Raw genomic sequence first — 20,129 nt, 5'->3', positions numbered from 1 at the left:
TTTCAGACGGATGCCGTAAGTTTGCGGGCCAGCCGGCTGCGCCCGGCCACGTCCAATGCATAGGATTCGACCGCCCGCCCCTGTTCGATGCCGATGTTGACGTCGCAGGAGGCGATGGCGAATTCAGGGTCGTGCGTGACGATGACGACGGTCCGCCCTGCGACGGTCAGCGAGCGCACGATGTCGGCGACCTGCCGCATGTGGCGCAGGTCAAGTCCGCTGGTCGGCTCGTCCAGAATGACGATGCGCCGTTCGGAAGCCAGAGCGGCCGCGATGGCGACGCGCTGCTTCTGCCCACCGGACAGGGAGAGCGGGTGTCGGTCGGCGAACTGGTCCAAGTCGAGCCGGCGTAGCACGTCCAGTGCAGCGTCCTTGTTTTCGACCGGCTGGGCGAGTTCGATTTCGTCCAGCACGGATTCGGCGAACAGCTCGCAATTGACGTCCTGCATCACGGTGAAGCAATCATCCAGACGCGCCTCGTGGTTCAACCGTGCGCCACCCGGTGCGATCAGATCGCCTTTGCACCGGCAGTCCAATCCCTGCAGGCACCGTGCGAACGTGGATTTGCCAGCCCCGTTGAGCCCGGTCACGGCCGTGGCCCGGCCAGCGGGAATCACGGTCTGCTCGATGTCCAGTGAATCATGCCGCTGATGGCGGTACCTATACCGGAATCCGGATACGATGTACTGGCTGTCGGAAAGTTTCGGATCTCCCACACTGTCGGCGATCTGCGCAACGCTGATTGGACGCAATCCCATCTCCAGCCGTTCGGTGTCAGACAACGCCAGGAACTGTTCGGCATTCATCGTCCGTTCGATGCGGCCCTCATGCATGTAGCACACCTGATCCACCAGATCGGCCAGCCAATACAGCCGATGTTCGGCGATCACGATGGTCTTGCCCTGGGCTTTGAGCAGGCCGATGGCCTTGGCGAGTTCGCTGATGGCCGAGGCGTCGAGGTTGCTGGACGGCTCATCGAATACGAGCACGTCAGGTCCGGCAGTGCATACGGACGCGCAGGCAACTTTCTGTTTCTGCCCGCCGGACAGGTCGGCGAGCGGTCGGCCCAGCAGTTCGGTGATGCCGAATCGGCGGGCTTCGCGGGCGATGTCGGCACGAATCTCGTCGGGCGGCATGACGAAGTTCTCGCAGCCGAACGCCAGTTCACCTGTCACGTCAAGGGTGAAGAACTGGCTTTTGGGGTTCTGGAACACCGAGCCCACGTGTCGGCCGATTTCGGCCAGTTCGGTAGTCGCGATGTCAAGCCCGTCCACCTGTATCTGGCCGGACAGCGTGCCCTCGAAATAGTGTGGAATCAGGCCGTTGATCAGCCGGGTCACCGTGGTCTTGCCGCAGCCCGAGTCTCCGCACAGTAGCACGGTCTGCCCCTGTTCCACAGTGAGGTCAAGATGGCTTACACCGGGCGCGATACTACCGCTGCCACTGCCGGCATCGGTATCGCCATCCTCGCTGCCATAGGAAAAGGTCACGTCTTTGAACTGAATCATGCTCATGGCAGCACTCCCACCACACTTAGGCCCCAGACTGCAAAACAGGCCACGCACAGGGCAAGCAGCACCGCATCGGTCAAACGAAAACCGACTCGCGCGATGCTGGTTCGCCGGTCGGCATATCCCAGGCCGCGGGTCAGTGCGGATTGGGTTAGCTCGTCGGCGATTCGCACCGAATTGGTCATCAACGGCACTACGCGATATTCGAGCATCTGCGACATCTTGCCGCCGCCGAACCGCACGCCGCGCATGCGCATCGCGTCGTTGATGGAACGCTGCTCATCCACCACCACGGGGAAGAACCGGAACATCACGGCAATCGGCACCGTGATGGCCAACGGCACGTGCATCCGCTGCAGGGCAGCGATCAATTCGCTGGCTGTAGTGGTGGCCAGCATCCAGTAGGCGATCATCGCACCGGGCAGGATCTGCGTCATCATGCCGATGCTGGCGTAGAGCAGCCAGCTGACCTCACCGGTCAGCAGCGGCAGGGCGAAGCGCGCGAGCGCGGTGAATCCGACCACGCACAGCGCGTAGCCGATACCGGCCCCGATATGCCGGGTCAGCAGCAGCAACGGGATCGGCGTCAGGGACAGCAGCAGTCGCATCACGTACACCGAGGGCGAATCACCGCCCATCAGCGTCACGCAGAAGCAGCCGACCGTGAACACCAGCGTAATCTTGGTGCGCGGATCACAGCGCAGCCAGCCCCGATACGGCTGGACGCCGATACCTGAAACTGCTGCGGATTCCGGTTGAGTTCCACCCATCAGCTCAGACCAGACCAGCCTTTTCGAAGTGCTTGGCAAGCAGTTTCGAGGCGATCCAGCCGCCGATTACGCCGGAGACGAACAGCAGGACGGGCATCAGCCACGCCATCCACATCGGGAACAGACCGGAGACCTGGTCCACGTAGCTTTGGCCGTATCCTTTGGCCAGTTGGGCGAGGTATGCGTCACGGGTGAAGAAGAACGGGATGTACTTGCCGTAGCTCCAGATGTTGAACACACCGACGGCCAGAATCAGCAGGTTCCGGTTTGTGAAGCTGCCGAAGTGGCAGATCAGGTCGGCGAGGATGCCGACGATCACGGCGCATACCATCGTGGGAATCTGGCCGGGGCCCATGAGCAGGGCGGTGATGATGCCGAACACGGTGAATACGCCGATGTGACGCACCTTCAGGGCCATCAGCATCACCGGGGTCTGACATACGATGCCGATGAATACGCCGGAGAACGGCATGAGCACTGGAATGTATCCAAGCATGGCGACGGCATAGCCGAGCACGATGTAGATGACGGCGTACACGCCGACGGAGATCCAGTCCTTGGGCTTGAGGCCGAGGCTGCGCTTGGGGGCGTGCGGCTGGGATGTGGTTGGAGTTGTTGAGGTTGATGACTGGGTCATCTGTGGCTTCTTTCTGTTGGTTGAATTCACTGCTTGTGGAGGGTCCAGGATTGGGCGTCGGACTGGAGGGCGACCATGTGGGCGAATTCGCCGCCGGCGGTGATAAGCTGGGCCGGCGTGCCTTCCTCCACGACGTGGCCTCCGTCGAGCACCACGATCTTGTCGGCGTTCAGCACCGTGCGCATGCGGTGGGCGATGACCAGCACGGTCTTGTCGCGCAACAAGCGGGAGAGCGCGCCCTGCACCTTGGTTTCGTTCTCCACGTCCAACGAGGCGGTGGCTTCGTCCAGGAGCACGATCGGCGCGTTCTTGAGCAGCGCGCGGGCAATGGAGATGCGTTGGCGTTCGCCTCCGGACAAGGTCGAACCGTTCTCGCCGATGACCGTGTCGTATCCGTCGGGCAACAACGAGACGAATTCGTCGCAGTTCGCTGCCTGCGCTGCGGCGAGCACTTCGGCGTCGCTGGCGCCGCGGCGTCCCAGTCGGATGTTCTCACGGATCGTGTCGTTGAAGAGCACCACATCCTGGAAAACGATCGCGTAATCGGTAAGCAGGGTTTCCGGCGCCACGCCGGATACGTCCACGCCGCCGACCGTGACCGTACCGGAATCGGCGTCCCAGAAGCGAGCGGCAAGTTTCGTCACCGTGGACTTGCCGCCGCCGGACGGGCCGACGAGTGCGGTGACCTCGCCTTGACGCGCGGTGAACGACACGTCGGACAGTACGGCGTCCTCATCGGTCGAGGAATCAACGGCATCCGCGCTGACCTTGCTTGCGCCATCCGCATCGCCCTCATAGGAGAACGTGACGTGCGCAAAGGTGATATCGTGACCGTTCGGCTCAAACCGCTCACAGCCCTGCTGCACCGGTTCGCGGTGGATTTCACGCAGACGTGCGGCATGCATATCCACTTCCATGAGTTCGGCGATCGATTCGAAGATCACGGCGATGGGCGCGTAGATCAGGGCCGCGCACAGCAGGAACATCATGTAGGTCACGAAGTCGGTCTCGCCGGCAGCGATGAGGTTCGCACCGACCAGAATGATCGAGGCCTTGCCGACCGTGAGCAGGATCTGCGCACCGGAAACGATAGTTCCCGGAATCAGTTCGCTGCGGACCTGCGCATGTTCGGCGGCGTCGATCTTGCGATCCAGACCTTCCAGATAGCGGTCCGTCTGACCGCTGGCGCGCAGCTGGGCCGCGCATTCCAGGCTTTCCTGAATGCCGGAAGCCACGGACAGGCGCGCCTTGGTAAAGGCGCTGGTCAGCGATTGCTGCAGCTTGCGGCTGAGCAGCAGCAGCAGAACGGCGATGGGCAGCACCCAGATCATGGCGAGCGCCATGCGCCAGTCGTAGATGAACAGCACGACCGATACCACGATGGTGGAGACCGTGGTGCCGAACAGTTCCGGCATGACGTGCGAGAACAGCTGCTCAAGCGACGCGCAGTCGGTGAGTACGGCGGTGGTCAGGTCCGCGATGCTGCGCCGGGAGAAGAACGACATCGGCAGCATGCGCAGTTTTTCGGCCAACGACAATCTGGTGCGCGCGGATTCGCCGTAGATTTCGTTATAGGTGGAATCGTATTGCCACCATTGCGCAAGGAACATGACGATGAGCACTGCGATGCTCATGGCTACGAATGGCCAGAATTCAGGCAATGGCGCGCCGGGGTCGCTCAGATGGTTCACGTAGCGGTTCACAGCCAGATAGATCACGCCCATGGACAGCATGAGACTGAAGTTGCCGACCGCGCAGGCGATGGCGCCGGAAACCAGTGCCTTGCCGCCGGTTTGGGTCAGGACGAATCGGTCGCGGAAGCTGCCCGGTTTCGCGGGCCTGCCGACCAATTGCCGGTAGTCGATGGTCGGCGTCGCCGTATCGGTGCCACCCACTGCGGCGGTTTTGATCGCTTCGTCGATGGACCGGTCAATGGCGGTTTTCGTGTCGCGCGTGCTCATCGCTGCACCTCCTTGCTGGTCTCGGCGTCGGCGTTCGCGGCATCGCCCGCCGCGACGGTCCAGGTCACCGAAGTCTCATAGTCGCGCCACATGCGCGCGTACAGTCCGTTCGTGGAAATCAACTGGTCGTGGGTGCCTTGCTGGACCACCTGCCCGTGGTCGAGCACGATGATGTTGTCGGCATCGCGCACGGTGGTAAGCCTGTGAGCGATCATCAGCACGGTACGTCCTTTGGCAAGCTGCTCGAAGGCTTTCTGGATGCGCACCTCGTTGTCCGGGTCGGCGAATGCGGTGGCCTCGTCGAGCACGATGATCGGCGCGTCCTTGCAGATGGCCCGGGCCAAGGCGATGCGCTGCGTCTCACCGCCGGACAGATATACGCCGCCGGTGCCGATCATCGTGTCCAGTCCGTCGGGGAACTTGGCGATGATGTCGTCGCATTGGGCGGCGTGCGCGGCGGCCAGCACCTCCTCGCGCGTGGCTTCGGGCCGGGCGTGGCGGATGTTATCCATCAGCGATTCGGCGAACAGGTGATCGTTCTGGAAGACGAACGCCACGTGTTTCATAAGTTCGGTTTCGGGGATGCTGCGCACGTCCGCGCCGCCGATGAGCACCGCACCGGATTGCGGATCCCAAAACCTGGGCACCAAGCTGGCGGCCGTGGTCTTGCCGGAGCCCGAAGGGCCTACCATTGCCACGGTGGAACCTTGCGGCACAGTAAAGCTCAGGCGGTTGAGGGCGGGACGATCGGCACCGTCATAGGAGAAGGTCACGTCGCGGAATTCCACGCTGTTGTCTTGGGGCTTGCCGACATGCGCGGCGTCGGGTTGCGGCAGCGGCTCGGCGGAGAGAATGCCGTTCAGTCGGCGCATCGCATCGTCGGCTTGCATGAAGGACTGCGTGGAGTACATGACCTTGGTCATCATCGGCACCGTGATGGTGCTGAACAGGCAGTAGAACAGGAAATCGGCCAGGAATCCGCGGAAATCGCCGGCGTTCGAGGCGATGACGATCGACAGCGGCACCAGCAGCGCGAAGGTGCCGTTGATGGCCACCAGCTGCGCGACCTGCGCCGGTTGGCAGAACTTCGAGTAGCGGAACGCCATCTGCCGGTATTCGTTGATGGTCTGGTTGAAGGCGCGGAAGGAATACACGGTTTGCTGGAAGGTTTTGACCACGGGGATGCCGCGCACGTATTCGACGGCCGACTTGTTCATGGTGTCAAGCGCTTTCTGGTAGCGTTCCATGAAATTCGCGCCGGCACCGGTGCCCATCATGATGCCCATGAGCACGGCGGAGAGGATGATCGGGATGATGCAGGCGATTCCCATGCGCCAGTCGAAAATGAAGGAGACGACGATGAACGCCACCGGCGTGGTGATTGCGGCGGCCAGGTCCGGCAATCGATGCGCCATCACGGCATGCGTCTCCTCGACCGAGCCGTCGATGATGCGGCGAGTCTCGCCGCTGGGATGCGAGTCGAACCAGCCGAGCGGCAGGCTCATCACGTGGCGCATGCATGCCTTGCGAATGTTCGAGGTGGTGCGGAACGCGCTCAAGTGGGTGCAGGCCAAGGCAAAGAAGTAGATGACGAGCGCCGTGGCGGCGAATCCCATGGCCCACCAGGCGTAGCGGCCTACGTTGGCTGCGCGGCTCCAGTCGGGGGCCACGGCCAGCAGGTCACGCACCACGAACCAGATGCAGATGAGCACCAGCATGTCCAGCACCGCATGCACTGCGGACAGCGCGCAGCCGAATATGGTCAACGCTTTGTATGAACCTGCGTAGTCCAGCAGCTGCGCAATCGAGGATCGTTGTTTGGCTTTGTTTTTCCTGTTTGCCGCCGTTTGTTCTACGACCGGACCAGTATCCGTCATTATGCTTCCCTTTCTCCGCCAGCCATGTCGATTGGCATGCGCTACTGCGCCGTGATTCATGGCTATCGCCAACCACGGTATTGACTAATTTCATGAAGAACAAGACCGTTCTTTTTCTGGAAAACGCTTACAATGTTTGGTCCGCGATTCGGCACGCAGCCGGCACATCGGCCGAAATCATTCGGCCACTATGCCCGGTTTTCCGCACACTTCGTCCGCAGTCAATATGCCTCTTTCTACGTCTATTCTGATAACGAATATCAATATCATTGATAGACGCGATGCTGGACAAACTGATGACGACTCACCGAGTTTGCTTTAATAACGATAATGAGTATCATTTATTACCGGAAAGGGGCAGAACGTCATGAGTATCGAGCAAACCGCGACCACCCGGCGTGTGACGCGGCCCCGACTCCTCATCACCCAGGTTTTGGCGGAACTGTCCCGATTCGCCACGGCACAGGAAATCACCGATATCCTGCGCGAGCGCGGCACGCGCATCGGCACGGCCACCGCCTACCGCAATCTGCAGATGATGGCCTCTCAAGGCGAGCTCGACGTAATCCACGTCAATGGTGAGGCCTTCTACCGCGAATGCTCGGACCAACATCACCATCATCACATCGTGTGCCGCGAATGCGGGCGGACCATCGAAATCGAGATTCCGGGGCTTGAGCAGTGGATTGACAACGCCGCCAAGCGACTGAAGTATCAGGACATCGCCCACGAACTGGAGATTTTCGGCCTGTGCCCCAAGTGCGCGGCGAAGCATGACATTGAACCATCACTCAGCGTCGGCACCGCTCCAAAGAATAAACCGTTGACGACGCCAGACGACGATAATCGTCGGCAGCCCGCCGAATCGTGACTCGACACCGACGCTACTGGCCTCCAGCGTCGGCACTGGGTCAAAATTTGTCCCAACACCGACGATAAAAGTCCCATTTGCGTCGGAACCAGACCAACACCTGTACCCACACCGACGCCTATCGCCGTCCATGTCTCATTTGCACGTTTTCGCATACTCGACGCCCACGCACTTGCACGACCACACATGTTATGCCGACCGTGCCAACGGCGGCAAAAACGCCAAATCCCGCCAAGACACCACGCTCCCCTAAGATGCCCGAACTTCGCTTCGCAATGCCGCGCACTCTGATTCCGGATACCAGCAATCGTTGCGTATTCACTCCGTAGGGCGTGCAGGTCATCAACGTGACGCGGTCCTCACCCGGCAGAATCAGCAGCTTTGATACATCATCGGGATTAATTATCGTCAGCACACATTATGATAACGATTCTCATTATTGTCAAATTCGACGTGTCTGGGCTCACGGTGGCGGAGGCGCTCGACGCACCGGACGGAAGAACTGGCCGGGCGGTGTGCCGGAATGCATGGGGTGGCGGCACCCAGAGCGCCAGCCGAGAGGCCCGGCTGGGCAACGGACGCACGAGAAGACGGCACCAATGGGCCTGATAATCACTTTCACTAACTTTCGCCGCTGCCACCTGCAGCCCTATAGTCGCAGACGAACAAACACTGAAAGGAAAAACAATGACCATCAAGACCATCGACCAGCACGCCTACGAGATCGTCACCGAAGAAGGCACCTTCGCCGTCTGCAAGGACACGCTGGCCAAGTTCGATGTCACCAAGCACGAGCACGGCGTTGCCGCATGCGGATGCTGCGGCTGCTGCCTGACCGGTGACTGCTGCGACGACAACGACTGCATGCACGGCTCCGACGAGCAGTGCGAGGGCAAGGCCTGCATCCACGCCTGCCACGAGAACCGCGAAGGCCACGAGTGCGCCTTCTGCCACCTCGCCTTCGACACCAACGAGAAGTGCCACGAGGAGATCCTCGCCGATCTCAAGGAGCTCAAAGCCGAGCTCGCCGCCTGATCTCGGGCACAAGCCACGAAACGGCTTCGACGAAAGTGGGGAGTGTGCAGCGCGGCATTCTCGATCTGTACCGTCAGGACATCGCCAAATACGCCGCCACCAAGATGCACATCCGCTCCATCTTCGACGCGATCCCCTCTCAGCTCGACAAGAAGAACAAGCGGTTCGTTCTCGCCGACCTGTCCAAAAGCGCACGCATGGAACGCTACGCCAGCGATTTCAGGTGGCTCGCGGACGCCGGCGTGGTCATTCCCTGCCGCAACGTGACCGAACCGGTCAGCCCTCTGAAGATCAACGAGCACCGGAGCCTGATGAAGGTGTTCATGGCGGATGTCGGCCTGCTGAGCGCATTCGGTATGGGAGACGCGCGCCGCGAACTGCTTACCGGTGATGCCGGCATCAACTGGGGCAGCTTTCTGGAGAATCTGATAGCCCAGGAATTGCTCGCCCATGGGCTCGAGCCTTACTATTACGACCGCGCCCGGATTGGCGAAGCGGATTTTCTCATCGAGCAAAACGGACAGGTCATTCCCATCGAAGCGAAATCAGGCAAGGGCTACACGAGGCATGCGGCCCTGAACAATCTGCTGGCGGTCAGGGAATGGGGGCTGGGCCAAGCGATCGTGCTGTGCGCAGACAACGTATCCGTCGACGACGATCAACCGGCCATCACCTACATGCCTTGGTATATGACGATGTTCATCGAAAAGCCGCAGCCCGAGCACATCATCATCGAGGAGCCATAATCGCGTATCGTCCGAATCCGCACTGCACACCACATAAGCGAGGCCTCGACCATATGGCCGAGGCCTCGCTGTTTAATGCCGCTATCTGACCGTCGCTTACTGCTCCCGCTGGCACTCGGGGCACAGGCCGAAGACCTCCAGCGTGTGGCTTTCGACGGTGAAGCCGTGGCCCTCGGCCACCTTGCGCAGCCATGCCTCGCTCGGCGGGTCTATCTCGACGGTCCGCCCGCACTTGCGGCACACCAGATGATGGTGATGCCCGTCGTCGCCGCACAGGCGGAACAGCTGCTGGCCGTCGAGGCGGATCGTGTCGGCGGCGCCGGAGTCGGCGAGCGCGTTGAGCTGCCGGTACACGGTGGCCAGCCCGATCCGCAATCCCGAATCCTCAAGCCGACGGTGCAGGTCCTGCGCGGAGATGAACTCGTCGCAGTCGGCGAGCGCGGCTCGGATCGCGTCCTTCTGTTTGGTCTGACGTTCGATGTGTTCAACCATGCGAACCGTCACGCCTCTTTCCCGGATTTCCCGGCGGCCGGAGCACCAGCGGGCACGGGCTTGACGAACGGGCGCGCATAAGCTTGAAGATCATCCCAGCAGCCGGTGGCCTCGAGCTCGGCGACCGTGCGGGCCGTGTCGTCCGTCAGGACGGTGATGTGGCCCATCTTGCGGTTGTGGCGCAGCTGCGCCTTGCCGTAGTCGTGCACGTTCCACTCGGGATGCGTGGCGATCTGCGCGCGCGTGGGCAGGACGTGCTGGCCGAGCACGTTGACCATGACGGCCGGGCTCAGCAGCTTCGGCTGGATGAGCGGCCATCCGGCGATGCCGCGGATGTGCGCGTCGAACTGGTCGATCGAGCACGCCTCGATGGTGTAGTGGCCGGAGTTGTGCGGGCGCGGGGCGAGCTCGTTGACGATGACGCGGTTGTCCTTGGTGACGAACAGCTCGATGGCGAGCGTGCCGGCCAGTTCGAAGCCCTTCGCGAGCGCCAGCGCCATCTCGTGCGCGGTCTTCGCGATTTCGGGCGAGACCTCGGCCGGGGCGATGGTCATATGCAGGATGTTGTTGCGGTGGTCGTTGCGCACGATCGGGAAGGTGACGTAGTCCTTGCCGTTGCCGGACACGAGGATCGACGCCTCGAACGCGAAGTCGACGAAGCCTTCGAGAATGGACGGGGGGAAGCCGCCGCCGCGATCGCCGCGGGCGCGGATCTTCTCCAGATCCATGTCGTTCCTGAGCACATGCTGGCCGTGGCCGTCGTAGCCGCCGGAGCGGGTCTTGAGCACGCACGGGTAGTGGAGGTCGTCGATGGCGGCCTCGAGCTCGTCGAAGTCGTTGACCTCGCGCCACGGAGCGGTCTCGATGCCGTGCTTGTTGATGAACGTCTTCTCGTTGATGCGGTCCTGCGTGACGCGCAGCAGGTCGGTGCCCTGCGGGGCGGCGACCAGATGGCGCACCTCGTCGATCGATTCGGCGTCGACGTTCTCGAACTCGTAGGTCAGGACGTCGGACTTCTCGGCGAGATCGTGGATGGCGGTCTTGTCGTCGTATTCGCCGACGACCTGGAAGTCGGCGACCTGCGCGGTCGGGCAGTCCGGGGTGGGGTCGAGCACGCCGATGCGGAAGCCCATGTACTTGGCGGACAGCGCCATCATGCGGCCGAGCTGGCCGCCGCCGATGATGCCGATCGTCGCGCCCGGCTGGAGCATCTGCGTGGCGCCGTGGGTTTCCTCAAACAAGCTGGGCATTGGATTCGGCCACCTTCTCCTTGAGTTCGTTGCGGTAGTCCTCGAGCTTGGCGGCGAGCCCCTCGTCGAATGCGGAGAGCATCTGCACGGCCAAGAGGCCCGCGTTGGTGGCGCCGGAGTTGCCGACGGCGGTGGTGGCGACCGGAATGCCGCCGGGCATCTGCACGATGGAGAGCAGGGAGTCCCAGCCGGACAGCGCGTGGGAACGCACCGGCACGCCGATGACGGGCAGGGTGGTCTGTGCGGCGATCATGCCGGGCAGGTGGGCGGCGCCGCCGGCTCCGGCGATGATGACCTTGAGACCGTTCTTGCGCGCGTTGTGCGCGAAGTCGGCCATGAGCTCCGGCGTGCGATGCGCGGAGATCACCTGCTTGAAGTAGGCGACTCCGAACTGGTCGAGGATGTCACAGGCGCGCTTCATGGTCTCCCAGTCACTGGAAGAGCCCATGACGACGGCGACTTCGGGCTTGGTGTCCGTCATTATCATTTACCTCCGCGTTATTGAGAATACGGTCTTACTGTACTCCTCTATGCGGTCCGCGCGGAAGCGCCCTACAGGCTGATCGCGACCTTGCCGAAGATGTCGCCGCCGACCACTCGCGCGAACGCCTCGGGGGCGGATTCGAGGCCGTCGAAGGTCGAGTCGACGACCGGGTGCAGGTCGGCGTGCTCGACGAAGCGCAGGAGGCGGGCGAAGTCCTCGCGCGAGCCCATCGTGTTGCCCTGCACGCGGATGTCCTGGAAGAACACGCGGGTCAGTTCGGCGCCGGGCTGGTCGCCGGTGGTCGCCCCGCAGATGGCGATCGTGCCGCCGGGGCGCACGGACTTCACCGAATGCGACCATGTGGCGGCGCCGACCGATTCGATGACGGCGTCGACCTTGCGCGGCAGCCGCGCGCCCGTCTCGAACGCGGCGTCGGCGCCGAGCGCGAGCGCCTTCTCGCGCTTGTCCGCGGAACGTGAGGTGACGAACACCTCGAGTCCGGCGGCGTGCGCGAGCTGGATCGCCGCGGTGGAGACGCCGCCGCCCGCACCCTGCACGAGGATCGTGTCGCCGGGCTTGACTCCTGCGGCGGTGAAGACGAGCGAGTAGGCGGTCAGCCAGCTGGTGCCGAGCGCAGCGGCCTCGACCATGGTGAGGTTCGCCGGCTTGGCGAACACGTTGGCGCTGGGCACCTGCGTTTTCTCGGCCATCGTGCCGGCGTACTTCTCCGACAGGATCGTGCGCCGCTCCCCCGGCATGACGCCGGCGCCGTCGGTGCCGACGAACGTGTAGAGCACGACCTCGCTGCCGGCCTTGAGCCCGTGTCGCACGGGGATGTCCTCATCGAGGACGCCGGCCGCGTCGGTGCCGAGGATCATCGGGGTCTGTTCGGCGGCGAGTCCCACGCCCTTGAGACTCCACAGGTCGTGGTGGTTGACGGTCACGGCCTTGACCGAGATCGTGGACCAGTACGGTCTGGGTTCGGGGGCTGGCATATCGCCCACGGCGAGTGCGGAGAGCGGGTTGTCGTTGTCCACGGTGGCGGCGTATACGGCCTTCATCGGCGTTCCTTTCGTTCGAGTGCGTTCGGCTTTGCCCTTCGATCGCGCGGCGGATCGGCATGTCCGCACACGGGACGCATGGGGGGCATGACTCCGGCGTGCGGCGCGACTTCGGTGCCGCACCCTGCCGTTTCATTGTCTCACGTCCGATCGCGATGCCGTGTAAGGATCCGTTTCGATCCATGTACGGGTCCAGACGGTCCAAACGATTCAGACAGCCCAGACATGCGGCGGGTGTATGTATATACGAAGATGTTGGGCGCATTGCGATGCGTCCGTGTAATGCCGGAGGGAATCGTCTAGGCTGTTGCCCTCGGAAGACATTCGAGAGGAAGGGCGCACGGTAGGTATGGGGATGGATATGACCGGTACGGTGGATGATGCCAACGGCGGACTTGGCGGAGGGCCCGATGCGGCGGTCGCCGGGCGCTGCGACGTGCTGTCCCGCATCATCGGCCCCGACGACGTCAAGGCGCTGTCCCATAGCGAGCTGCATGAGCTGTGCGGCGAGATCCGTTCCACGCTGATCGCGTACGGGCATGCGCACGGCGGCCACATCGGATCGAATCTCGGCATGGTGGAGGCGACGGTCGCGCTGCATCGCGTCTTCGATTCGCCGTATGACCGTATCGTCTTCGACGTCTCGCACCAGAGCTATGTGCACAAGATGCTCACCGGACGCGCGCAGGCGTATCTCGACCCGTCGCACTTCGACGAAGTGACGGGATTCACGAACCCGGACGAGAGTGTCCATGACCAGTTCGTGCTCGGTCACACCGGCACGTCGATCTCGCTGGCGTGCGGATTGGCGAAGACGCGCGACATGCGGGCCGCGGCGAACCACGACGACGCCGGCATCGGCAACGTGATCGCGGTGATCGGCGACGGGTCGCTCAGCTCCGGCATCGCGTTCGAGGGGCTCAACAACGCGGCCGAGCAGGGCGGCAACCTCATCATCGTGTTCAACGACAACGAAATGTCGATCGCGGGCGATTTCGGCGGCATGTACGGACCGCTGGCGCGGCTGCGCGAATCGAACGGCACCGCGCAGCCGAACATCTTCAACACGTTCGGGCTGGACTACCGCTATGTGGCGGACGGCAACGACGTGGACGCGCTGGTCGCCGCGTTCGGGGAGGTCAGGGACATCGATCACCCGGTGGTCGTGCACATCCACACGCTCAAGGGCGCGGGGCTCGAATCCGGCGACGACGGCAGCCGCGAGGTCGCGCATGCGACCGATACCGGCGTCAATGAGACCTTCAACCTCGCGCACGTCGAGCCGTGGCATTCGGACCACTGCAACCTGTCCGACCACGAGCCGCACGAGGGACAGTGCGAGGCGTCGCATTGGCAGACGCCGGACAAGGCGATCGGGCGTCCGGACGATCCGCGCAAGCATTACGGCAAGCTCGCGATGGCCGCACTGGAGCGCCGTTTCCCCGCCGAGCCGGGGCTGGTGGTCATCTCCCCCGCGACGCCGGGCTCGAACGGCATCACGCACGAGTTCCGCGAGCGCGCCGGCGCGCATTACGTGGATACCGGCATCACCGAGGCGCATGCGGTGACGTTCGCCGCGGGCATCGCCAAGGCGGGCGGCACGCCGGTGGTGGCGACGACCGCGTCGTTCTTCCAGCGCGCGTACGACCAGTTCTTCCAGGAGATGAGCCTCAACCGCTCACGCATGACGGTCCTCGACTTCCTCGGCGGCCTGTCCGGTTCGGACAACACGCATTCGGGCGCGTACGACGTGACGATGTTCGCGAACATCCCCGGCGTGACGATGCTCGTGCCGACCTCGACGCGCGACTATCTGGCCGATCTCGCATGGGCGACCACGCCGGGTGGCGCGACGGGAGCGGAAGGGGCGCCGGAAGGCCCTGTGGTGATCCGTGTGCCCGGTCAGGCGATCCTCGAGCGCGAGCGGGCGATGGGGCGTGAGATGACGCCCGAGGAGGTGCTGCGCGGCGAATCCGCGACTGCGGAGGCGGGCGATGCCGCGCAGATGCTGCGATACCGTATCGACCATCAGGGAGCCGACGTGGCGATCATCGCGCTTGGCAACACTCATCCGCTGGCCGAAGCGGCGGTCGACGCGCTGGCCCACGCGGACACGCTCATCGACGCGACGCTCATCGACCCACGCCAGTGCACTTCACTCGACACGGTGACGCTGGAATCGCTGCGTGCGGATCACCGGCTCGTCGTCACGTTGGAGGACGGGCAGCTCGAGGGCGGCTGGGGCGAGAAGGTGACCGCGTACTACGCGAATCACCGCGCGCCGCAATCCGATCCCGCCCGGGATCCGCACTCCCCGCGCGTCCTCAACTTCGGCGCGGACAAGGAGTTCACCGACCGAATCCCGCTCGCCGAACTGAACGAACGCTACGGCCTGACCGTCGGGAACATCACCGCGCGCATCCGCGAGGCGCTGGCGTCTACTGGTCGTTCTTGATGGCGTCCAGCGCGGGGATCTTCACGGCCTTGTTGGCCGGTCCGAATCCGAACAGCAGGCCAACGCAGGTCGCGAAGAGGATCGCGAACAGGTACAGCCACCACGGAATGACCGAGTAGCGGGTCACGTCCTCGCCTCCGACGATCGCCTGCCAGACCATCGTGCCGAACGACGCGCCGCCGCCTGACCCTGAGCCGTCGGACGAGGAGGACGACATGCTGGACAGCCACATGCCGCCCACGTTGATGCCCAGCGAGACGAACGCGCTCAGCGCGGCGCCGATCACTCCTCCGAAGAAGCCGATCGCACCGGCCTCGGTCAGGAACATGACGCGGATGTCGCGCACGTAGCAGCCGAGCGCCTTCATGATGCCGATCTCGCGCGTGCGCTCGGACACCGACATGACCATCGTGTTGGCGATGCCGATGGCGGCGACGAGCAGCGACACCGCGCCGATGCCACCGAGAATCAGCTGGATGACACGCGTGCCCTCCTCCATCGACTTGCGCAGGTCCTCGTACGACGACGTCTCGTAGCCCATCGACTTGAGCTGCGATTCGACTTCAGGCACCTGGGACAGGTCTGCGGCCTTGACGAGCACCTGATCGTAGGTGACGGACTTGGAGGCGGCGGACGGGTCGATCTTCTTGATGAGGTCCTGCATGGTCTTCAGGTCCATGACCAGTCCGTCGCTGGTGGCGTAGCCCTTGTTGTAGTCGCCCTTCAGCACGCCGGTGACCTTGAGATCGACGGTGACGTTCTGCGACTGGGACGCCGCGCCGGACGCGCCGGACGCGCCGGACGCGCCCGAACCGCCGCCGTACAATCGCTGCACGTACGGATCGCCCTGATAGTCGGCTCCGGTGACGAGCGTGAGCGGCGTGGTGAGCGGGTTGAAGAACGGCTGCTCGCCTTCGGGCGTCTCGCACTGTCCGGTGGACTCGTTGAAGACGCAGGAGCCGTCGTCGTAACGGGTTCGCTGCGAACCGTTGTGCAGCGAGTCCATGAAGCCATAGGCCACGTTCTCGCCGGCGAGGATCTGATCGTCGCCGACGGGCTTCTCGCCCCCTTCGAGGGTGTAACCCATCGTGTCGAGCTGGCTCATATCGATGCCCATGATCTGGATGCTGTCGTAGATGTAGCGTCCGCCGGCACCGGCCTTGGCGGTGGCGTTGTACTGCAGGTTCCTGACCGGGGTGACCCCTTCGACGCCGTAGAGGCTCCGGAAGGATTCGACCGCCTTGTCGTCGAGCTTGACCGAGCCGGACCCGGCGAAGGACGACGAGGCGCCGCCCATGCCGCCCATCATGCCCATGCCACCGCCGCCACCGGACGTGTACACGGTGACGACCGACAGATCACCCATCGCCTTGAGGCTTCGCTCGTTCTGCTCGGTGATGCCCTGGCCGAACGAGACCATGAGCACGATCGAGCAGCATCCGACGATCACGCCGAGGACGGTGAGGATCGTACGCGACTTGCGGCGGAACAGGTTCTGCACGCACAGTCTGAGGATGTCGGCGAAACTCATGCGCGACCCCTGCGAGCGCGGCGCGCCTGAGCCTGATCGGCAGACTGTCCCTCTGCGGCGGACGTCGGGGTCTGCGGCGTGGCGATCAGCCTGGTCGCCTCGGGGTCGGCGGCGGACGGTGCCGGAACGGGGACGGTCGGCGCCGTTGTCGCAGACGAGCCGGGAACGCCGTCGGCGTGGTCGGACGGGCCCGTCGTGCCGTCGCCGTCGGGCTTGTTCCACTCATCCCACTCCTCGTCGATCTCGTTCTTCTTCGCCTTCTTCTTGCGACGGCGGCGCACGAGCACGACGATGAGGACGACCACGACGATCACGGCCACGGCGATGGCCGCCCACGCCCATGCGGGCATGCCCTGCTGCGACTGTTCGTCAACGGCCATCGCCGTGTCGTCGGGCATGGGGGCGGCGTCGGCGACGTTCACGGTCACCGGGAAGTCCTTGGACTGTGCCTTGCCGTCGGAGTCCTCATAGGCGATGTGCAGTTTGGCCTGGAGCTCGCCGGACTGCGTGGGTGTGAACGCGAAGCCGATCGAACCGTTCGCGCCGGAGGCGACGTTGCCGATGTACTGGGTCTTGGCCGTGGTGTCGAATCCGTCGCCCTCGATCGACGCCTCGACGTTGGCGATGTCGCCCTTGCCCTTGTTCACGTAGTTCATCGTGATGGTGGTCTCGTTGCCGACGGTCGCGTCCTCGGGCGGCACGGGGGCGTCGAGCTGGAACCGGTCGGGCTGGGAGACCGGTACGGAGATCCTGATGTCGGAGGAGCTGGAGGAGCGCGAGCCGGAGTCCACGTACTCGTAGCGGAAGCTCACGGTCACGCCCTGCGCGCCGCTCTTCGCGGCCGGCAGTGCCTGCATCGGCACGCTCTGCGTGGCCGAACGGCCGGCGTAGAGCGCGTCGAAGTAGAACGTGTTCGTGCCGCCGGCGATGGCGAAGTTCTCACCACCGTCCACGGTGACGACCATGTTGCTCACCGCCACCTTGCCCTTGTTCTGGAACGTGAACGAAAGCGTGAAGTCGCTGCCGACCGCGACCGATCCCTCGCCGTATGTGAAGTTGGTGATGATGACGTTGGGCACCGGCCCGGCGATCGGCGTGGTGGATTCACCGCCCGAGGCTCCGGAGGTTCCCGAGGCGGCACCAGAGCTGCCGGACGCCGTCTGTCCGGCGGCGACGTTCGTGCCTTCCGCATGGGCGATGCGCACCGCGGGCGCCAGCGGGGAGGCGGCGAGCATGAGCGCCATGGCGAGCGTCATGAGCAGGGCGATCAGCGTGCGCGGCATGCGTGCGCCCGAACGTGATGCCGACGCCATCGGCACTGCGGCTCCGGAGTCCGGGCCCTTCGTTCCTCGTGTGGTCATGGTGTGTCTCTCCTTCTTCCTTGGTTGCTTCCTTGGTTGCTTCCTTGGCTTCGTGTGCCTGTGTTTCCGTATTCGGTCAGTTTCCGGTGAGTCGATCATCGACGACCCGTCCATCAAGCAGGGTGACGATGCGGTCGGCGTACTGCGCCATGTTGTCGTCGTGCGTGACCAGCACGATGGTCTGGTTGAGGTCGCGTGCAAACGAGCAGATCATCTCCATCACGTCGACCTTGGTCTTCGAGTCGAGGTTGCCGGTCGGTTCGTCGGCGAACACCACCTCGGGTCTGGCGACGAACGCGCGGGCGATGCCGACGCGCTGCTGCTGGCCGCCGGACATCTGCGTCGGATAGTGCGTGAGTCGTTTGCCGAGGCCGACGCGCTTGAGGATGCCGCGCGCGGCCGCCTCACGCCGTTCCTTCGGCACGCCTCGGAACATGAGCGGCATCGCGACGTTCTCGACGGCGTTGAGGTTCGGCAGCAGGTTGTACGACTGGAACACGAATCCCAGATGACGCTGACGGAAGGCGGCGAGTTCGTTCTCATCTAGTGCGGAGACGACCACTCCCCCGATGCGCACGCCTCCGCGCGTGGGCTTCTCCATGCCTGCGAGCTGGTTGAGCAGCGTGGATTTGCCGGAGCCGGATTCGCCGTAGATGCAGCAGATCTGGCCGCGGGGAATGGCGAGGTTGACATCCTCAAGCGCGACTACGGTCTCATCCGCGGTGGGATATTCCTTGCGCAGATGCCGCACCTCGATCATCGGATGTGATGGTGGCATGACCCTTCTCCTTGCATTCGTCGCCATTGGCGGACATCGGCGCATCTCTCGTCGCGCACACTTACGGTCAGTCTATAGCGTGAAGGATGCTCTTGCACCCCTTACACCCTTAGGGGTGTTTCCGGAAAAAACAGTTGCCGATGTTGTCCGATGTTGTCCCGAAGCAATCCCGAAGTAATCGAAGCAATCCGATTAAAAGAATGAAAAAAGCCCTTGGAACACAGTGATTCCAAGGGCTTTGCCGGTGACCCCGGCCGGGCTCGAACCGGCGACCTACAGATTAGAAGTCAGTTGCTCTATCCAGCTGAGCTACGGGGCCAAACTCGTGACATTGTAATAGCCGGGGTGGAACGACACGAATCGGCGACCTACAGATCACCTACAGATTACAGGTCAGCTGCGGTATTCACGGTCGGCGATCATGCGACCGGACTGGTCGAGCGCCGTGGAGAATCGACCGTAATCGGAAAGGATCACGCCCATGTACAGCATGTCGACGAGCGCGATGTGGGCCACGCGCGAGAAGATCGCATTGCCGTAGATGGTCTGCGTACTCGAACCGGTGATCAGCGTGACGTCGGCGGACCCGGCAAGGGGCGAGCCGATATGGTTGGTCACGGCGATGGTACGGGCGCCGGCGGATTTGGCCAGACGCAACGCTTTGACGGTGTCCGCGGATGAGCCGGAATGCGAGAACGCAATGGCCACATCCTGATCACGCAGGTGCCCCGCTCCGATCTGCTGCAGGTAGGCGTCCGTGTTGAGGCGACAATCGAGCCCCAGATACATCAGCTTGGTGAACAGATCGGTAGCCGGGACCAGCGAGTTCTCGACACCATAGATATCAATGGCATGCGCGTCGGCCAGCAGCGCCGTCGCCTTGCGGAACGCCTTGACATCGAGGCAACGGCGAAGTTCCTCGATGAGCGAGGCGGCCCCAGCGGCGGCCTTGGCCGGCACATCCTCGGGGCTGTCCCACGGGTTGAGGTCGAATCCTTCGAGCGGATCGAACGTCACCTGATGTTCCGCCTCGGGATGGCGCAGCACGTATCGCAGTTCGCGATAGCCGCCGAAACCGAGTTTGCGCGAGAAGCGGATGACCGTGGGCTGGCTTACGTGCGTCGCCTCCGCGAGCTGGCCGACGGTCAATCCCGCCGCCTCCTCGATATGATCGCGGATGTAACGCGCGACGGCCCGTTCGGCCGGGCGAAGCGAAGGGTATACGTGATCGATACGCTCGCGGATTCCCACCGAAGACTGCACGGTCCCATCTCCTACAACGTCACGCCTATGATGCTCTACACTGTCG

The 20,129-nt window shown here is 63.5% G+C and carries 17 protein-coding genes, 1 tRNA gene and 1 pseudogene; 4 read left to right on the top strand and 15 right to left on the bottom strand.

Annotated features, from left to right (window positions below):
- Positions 1 to 2: 2 nt before the first annotated feature.
- From BW11_RS07380 to BW11_RS07360, 5 genes are read right to left on the bottom strand one after another with little or no spacing between them, the layout of a single operon-like run.
- Positions 3 to 1,514: an ABC transporter ATP-binding protein gene (locus tag BW11_RS07380; protein ID WP_219846735.1), complete on the bottom strand. Its 1,512-nt coding sequence runs from the start codon at positions 1,512 to 1,514 to the stop codon at positions 3 to 5.
- Positions 1,511 to 2,281: an energy-coupling factor transporter transmembrane component T gene (locus BW11_RS07375; RefSeq protein WP_107041508.1), complete on the bottom strand. Its 771-nt coding sequence runs from the start codon at positions 2,279 to 2,281 to the stop codon at positions 1,511 to 1,513. The genes BW11_RS07380 and BW11_RS07375 overlap by 4 nt, the downstream gene beginning before the upstream one ends.
- A gap of 4 nt (positions 2,282 to 2,285) precedes the next feature.
- The gene (locus tag BW11_RS07370; protein ID WP_140445145.1) at positions 2,286 to 2,918 is read right to left on the bottom strand and encodes an MptD family putative ECF transporter S component; all 633 of its coding nucleotides are present in this window, start codon (positions 2,916 to 2,918) and stop codon (positions 2,286 to 2,288) included.
- A 26-nt stretch (positions 2,919 to 2,944) separates the two neighbouring features.
- On the bottom strand, positions 2,945 to 4,879 hold the full coding sequence (locus tag BW11_RS07365) for an ABC transporter ATP-binding protein (protein ID WP_140445146.1): 1,935 nt from the start codon (positions 4,877 to 4,879) through the stop codon (positions 2,945 to 2,947).
- A complete protein-coding gene (locus BW11_RS07360) occupies positions 4,876 to 6,645 on the bottom strand; it encodes an ABC transporter ATP-binding protein (protein ID WP_258184585.1) in 1,770 nt (589 codons plus the stop codon). Before BW11_RS07360 ends, BW11_RS07365 begins: the two co-directional genes overlap by 4 nt.
- Positions 6,646 to 7,123: 478 nt before the next feature.
- On the opposite strand from BW11_RS07360, the gene BW11_RS07355 reads away from it, so the two are divergent.
- Entirely contained in the window at positions 7,124 to 7,627 is a 504-nt protein-coding gene (locus BW11_RS07355; protein WP_107041517.1) for a Fur family transcriptional regulator, read from the top strand.
- A gap of 282 nt (positions 7,628 to 7,909) precedes the next feature.
- Here BW11_RS07355 and BW11_RS12050 read toward each other — a convergent pair.
- Positions 7,910 to 8,039 (bottom strand): annotated as a pseudogene (locus BW11_RS12050) (sortase); the annotation flags it as partial.
- Between the two features lie 275 nt (positions 8,040 to 8,314).
- Here BW11_RS12050 and BW11_RS07345 point away from each other — a divergent pair.
- Together BW11_RS07345 and BW11_RS07340 are read left to right on the top strand one after the other, a co-directional pair.
- Complete coding sequence (locus tag BW11_RS07345) at positions 8,315 to 8,662, top strand: lectin-C (protein ID WP_181162536.1); 348 nt, start codon at positions 8,315 to 8,317, stop codon at positions 8,660 to 8,662.
- A gap of 44 nt (positions 8,663 to 8,706) precedes the next feature.
- A complete protein-coding gene (locus tag BW11_RS07340) occupies positions 8,707 to 9,408 on the top strand; it encodes a DUF4143 domain-containing protein (protein ID WP_140445148.1) in 702 nt (233 codons plus the stop codon).
- A 96-nt stretch (positions 9,409 to 9,504) separates the two neighbouring features.
- Here BW11_RS07340 and BW11_RS07335 read toward each other — a convergent pair whose 3' ends face one another.
- The 4 genes from BW11_RS07335 to BW11_RS07320 form a co-directional block, all read right to left on the bottom strand.
- Entirely contained in the window at positions 9,505 to 9,900 is a 396-nt protein-coding gene (locus tag BW11_RS07335; RefSeq protein ID WP_043167072.1) for a Fur family transcriptional regulator, read from the bottom strand.
- Between the two features lie 8 nt (positions 9,901 to 9,908).
- On the bottom strand, positions 9,909 to 11,150 hold the full coding sequence (purK, locus tag BW11_RS07330) for a 5-(carboxyamino)imidazole ribonucleotide synthase (protein WP_258184586.1): 1,242 nt from the start codon (positions 11,148 to 11,150) through the stop codon (positions 9,909 to 9,911).
- The gene (purE, locus tag BW11_RS07325) at positions 11,134 to 11,631 is read right to left on the bottom strand and encodes a 5-(carboxyamino)imidazole ribonucleotide mutase (RefSeq protein WP_043167070.1); all 498 of its coding nucleotides are present in this window, start codon (positions 11,629 to 11,631) and stop codon (positions 11,134 to 11,136) included. The genes purK and purE overlap by 17 nt, the downstream gene beginning before the upstream one ends.
- 71 nt (positions 11,632 to 11,702) lie before the next feature.
- Positions 11,703 to 12,695, bottom strand: a complete 993-nt coding sequence (locus BW11_RS07320; RefSeq protein WP_140445149.1) for a zinc-binding dehydrogenase — start codon at positions 12,693 to 12,695, stop codon at positions 11,703 to 11,705.
- 436 nt (positions 12,696 to 13,131) lie between these two features.
- Here BW11_RS07320 and BW11_RS07315 point away from each other — a divergent pair, with 436 nt between their 5' ends.
- Positions 13,132 to 15,150: a 1-deoxy-D-xylulose-5-phosphate synthase gene (locus BW11_RS07315; RefSeq protein WP_375137649.1), complete on the top strand. Its 2,019-nt coding sequence runs from the start codon at positions 13,132 to 13,134 to the stop codon at positions 15,148 to 15,150.
- Here BW11_RS07315 and BW11_RS07310 read toward each other — a convergent pair.
- The 5 genes from BW11_RS07310 to BW11_RS07290 all read right to left on the bottom strand — a co-directional run bounded on the left by BW11_RS07310 (position 15,134) and on the right by BW11_RS07290 (position 20,083).
- The gene (locus tag BW11_RS07310; protein WP_140445151.1) at positions 15,134 to 16,681 is read right to left on the bottom strand and encodes an ABC transporter permease; all 1,548 of its coding nucleotides are present in this window, start codon (positions 16,679 to 16,681) and stop codon (positions 15,134 to 15,136) included. The genes BW11_RS07315 and BW11_RS07310 overlap by 17 nt on opposite strands.
- On the bottom strand, positions 16,678 to 17,964 hold the full coding sequence (locus BW11_RS07305) for a CARDB domain-containing protein (protein WP_258184592.1): 1,287 nt from the start codon (positions 17,962 to 17,964) through the stop codon (positions 16,678 to 16,680). Before BW11_RS07305 ends, BW11_RS07310 begins: the two co-directional genes overlap by 4 nt.
- 154 nt (positions 17,965 to 18,118) lie before the next feature.
- A complete protein-coding gene (locus tag BW11_RS07300; RefSeq protein WP_258184588.1) occupies positions 18,119 to 18,820 on the bottom strand; it encodes an ABC transporter ATP-binding protein in 702 nt (233 codons plus the stop codon).
- A 245-nt stretch (positions 18,821 to 19,065) separates the two neighbouring features.
- Positions 19,066 to 19,139: transfer RNA gene (locus BW11_RS07295), tRNA-Arg, on the bottom strand.
- Positions 19,140 to 19,213: 74 nt separating this feature from the next.
- Positions 19,214 to 20,083 carry a MurR/RpiR family transcriptional regulator gene (locus tag BW11_RS07290; protein WP_043166870.1) on the bottom strand — a complete coding sequence of 290 codons (870 nt, stop codon included), beginning with the start codon at positions 20,081 to 20,083 and terminating at the stop codon, positions 19,214 to 19,216.
- Positions 20,084 to 20,129: the final 46 nt, after the last annotated feature.

It is taken from the genome of Bifidobacterium sp. UTCIF-38 (assembly GCF_006454495.1).
Taxonomy (GTDB): Bacteria; Actinomycetota; Actinomycetes; order Actinomycetales; family Bifidobacteriaceae; genus Bifidobacterium; species Bifidobacterium callitrichos.
This window is presented reverse-complemented; position numbering and strand designations above follow the sequence as displayed.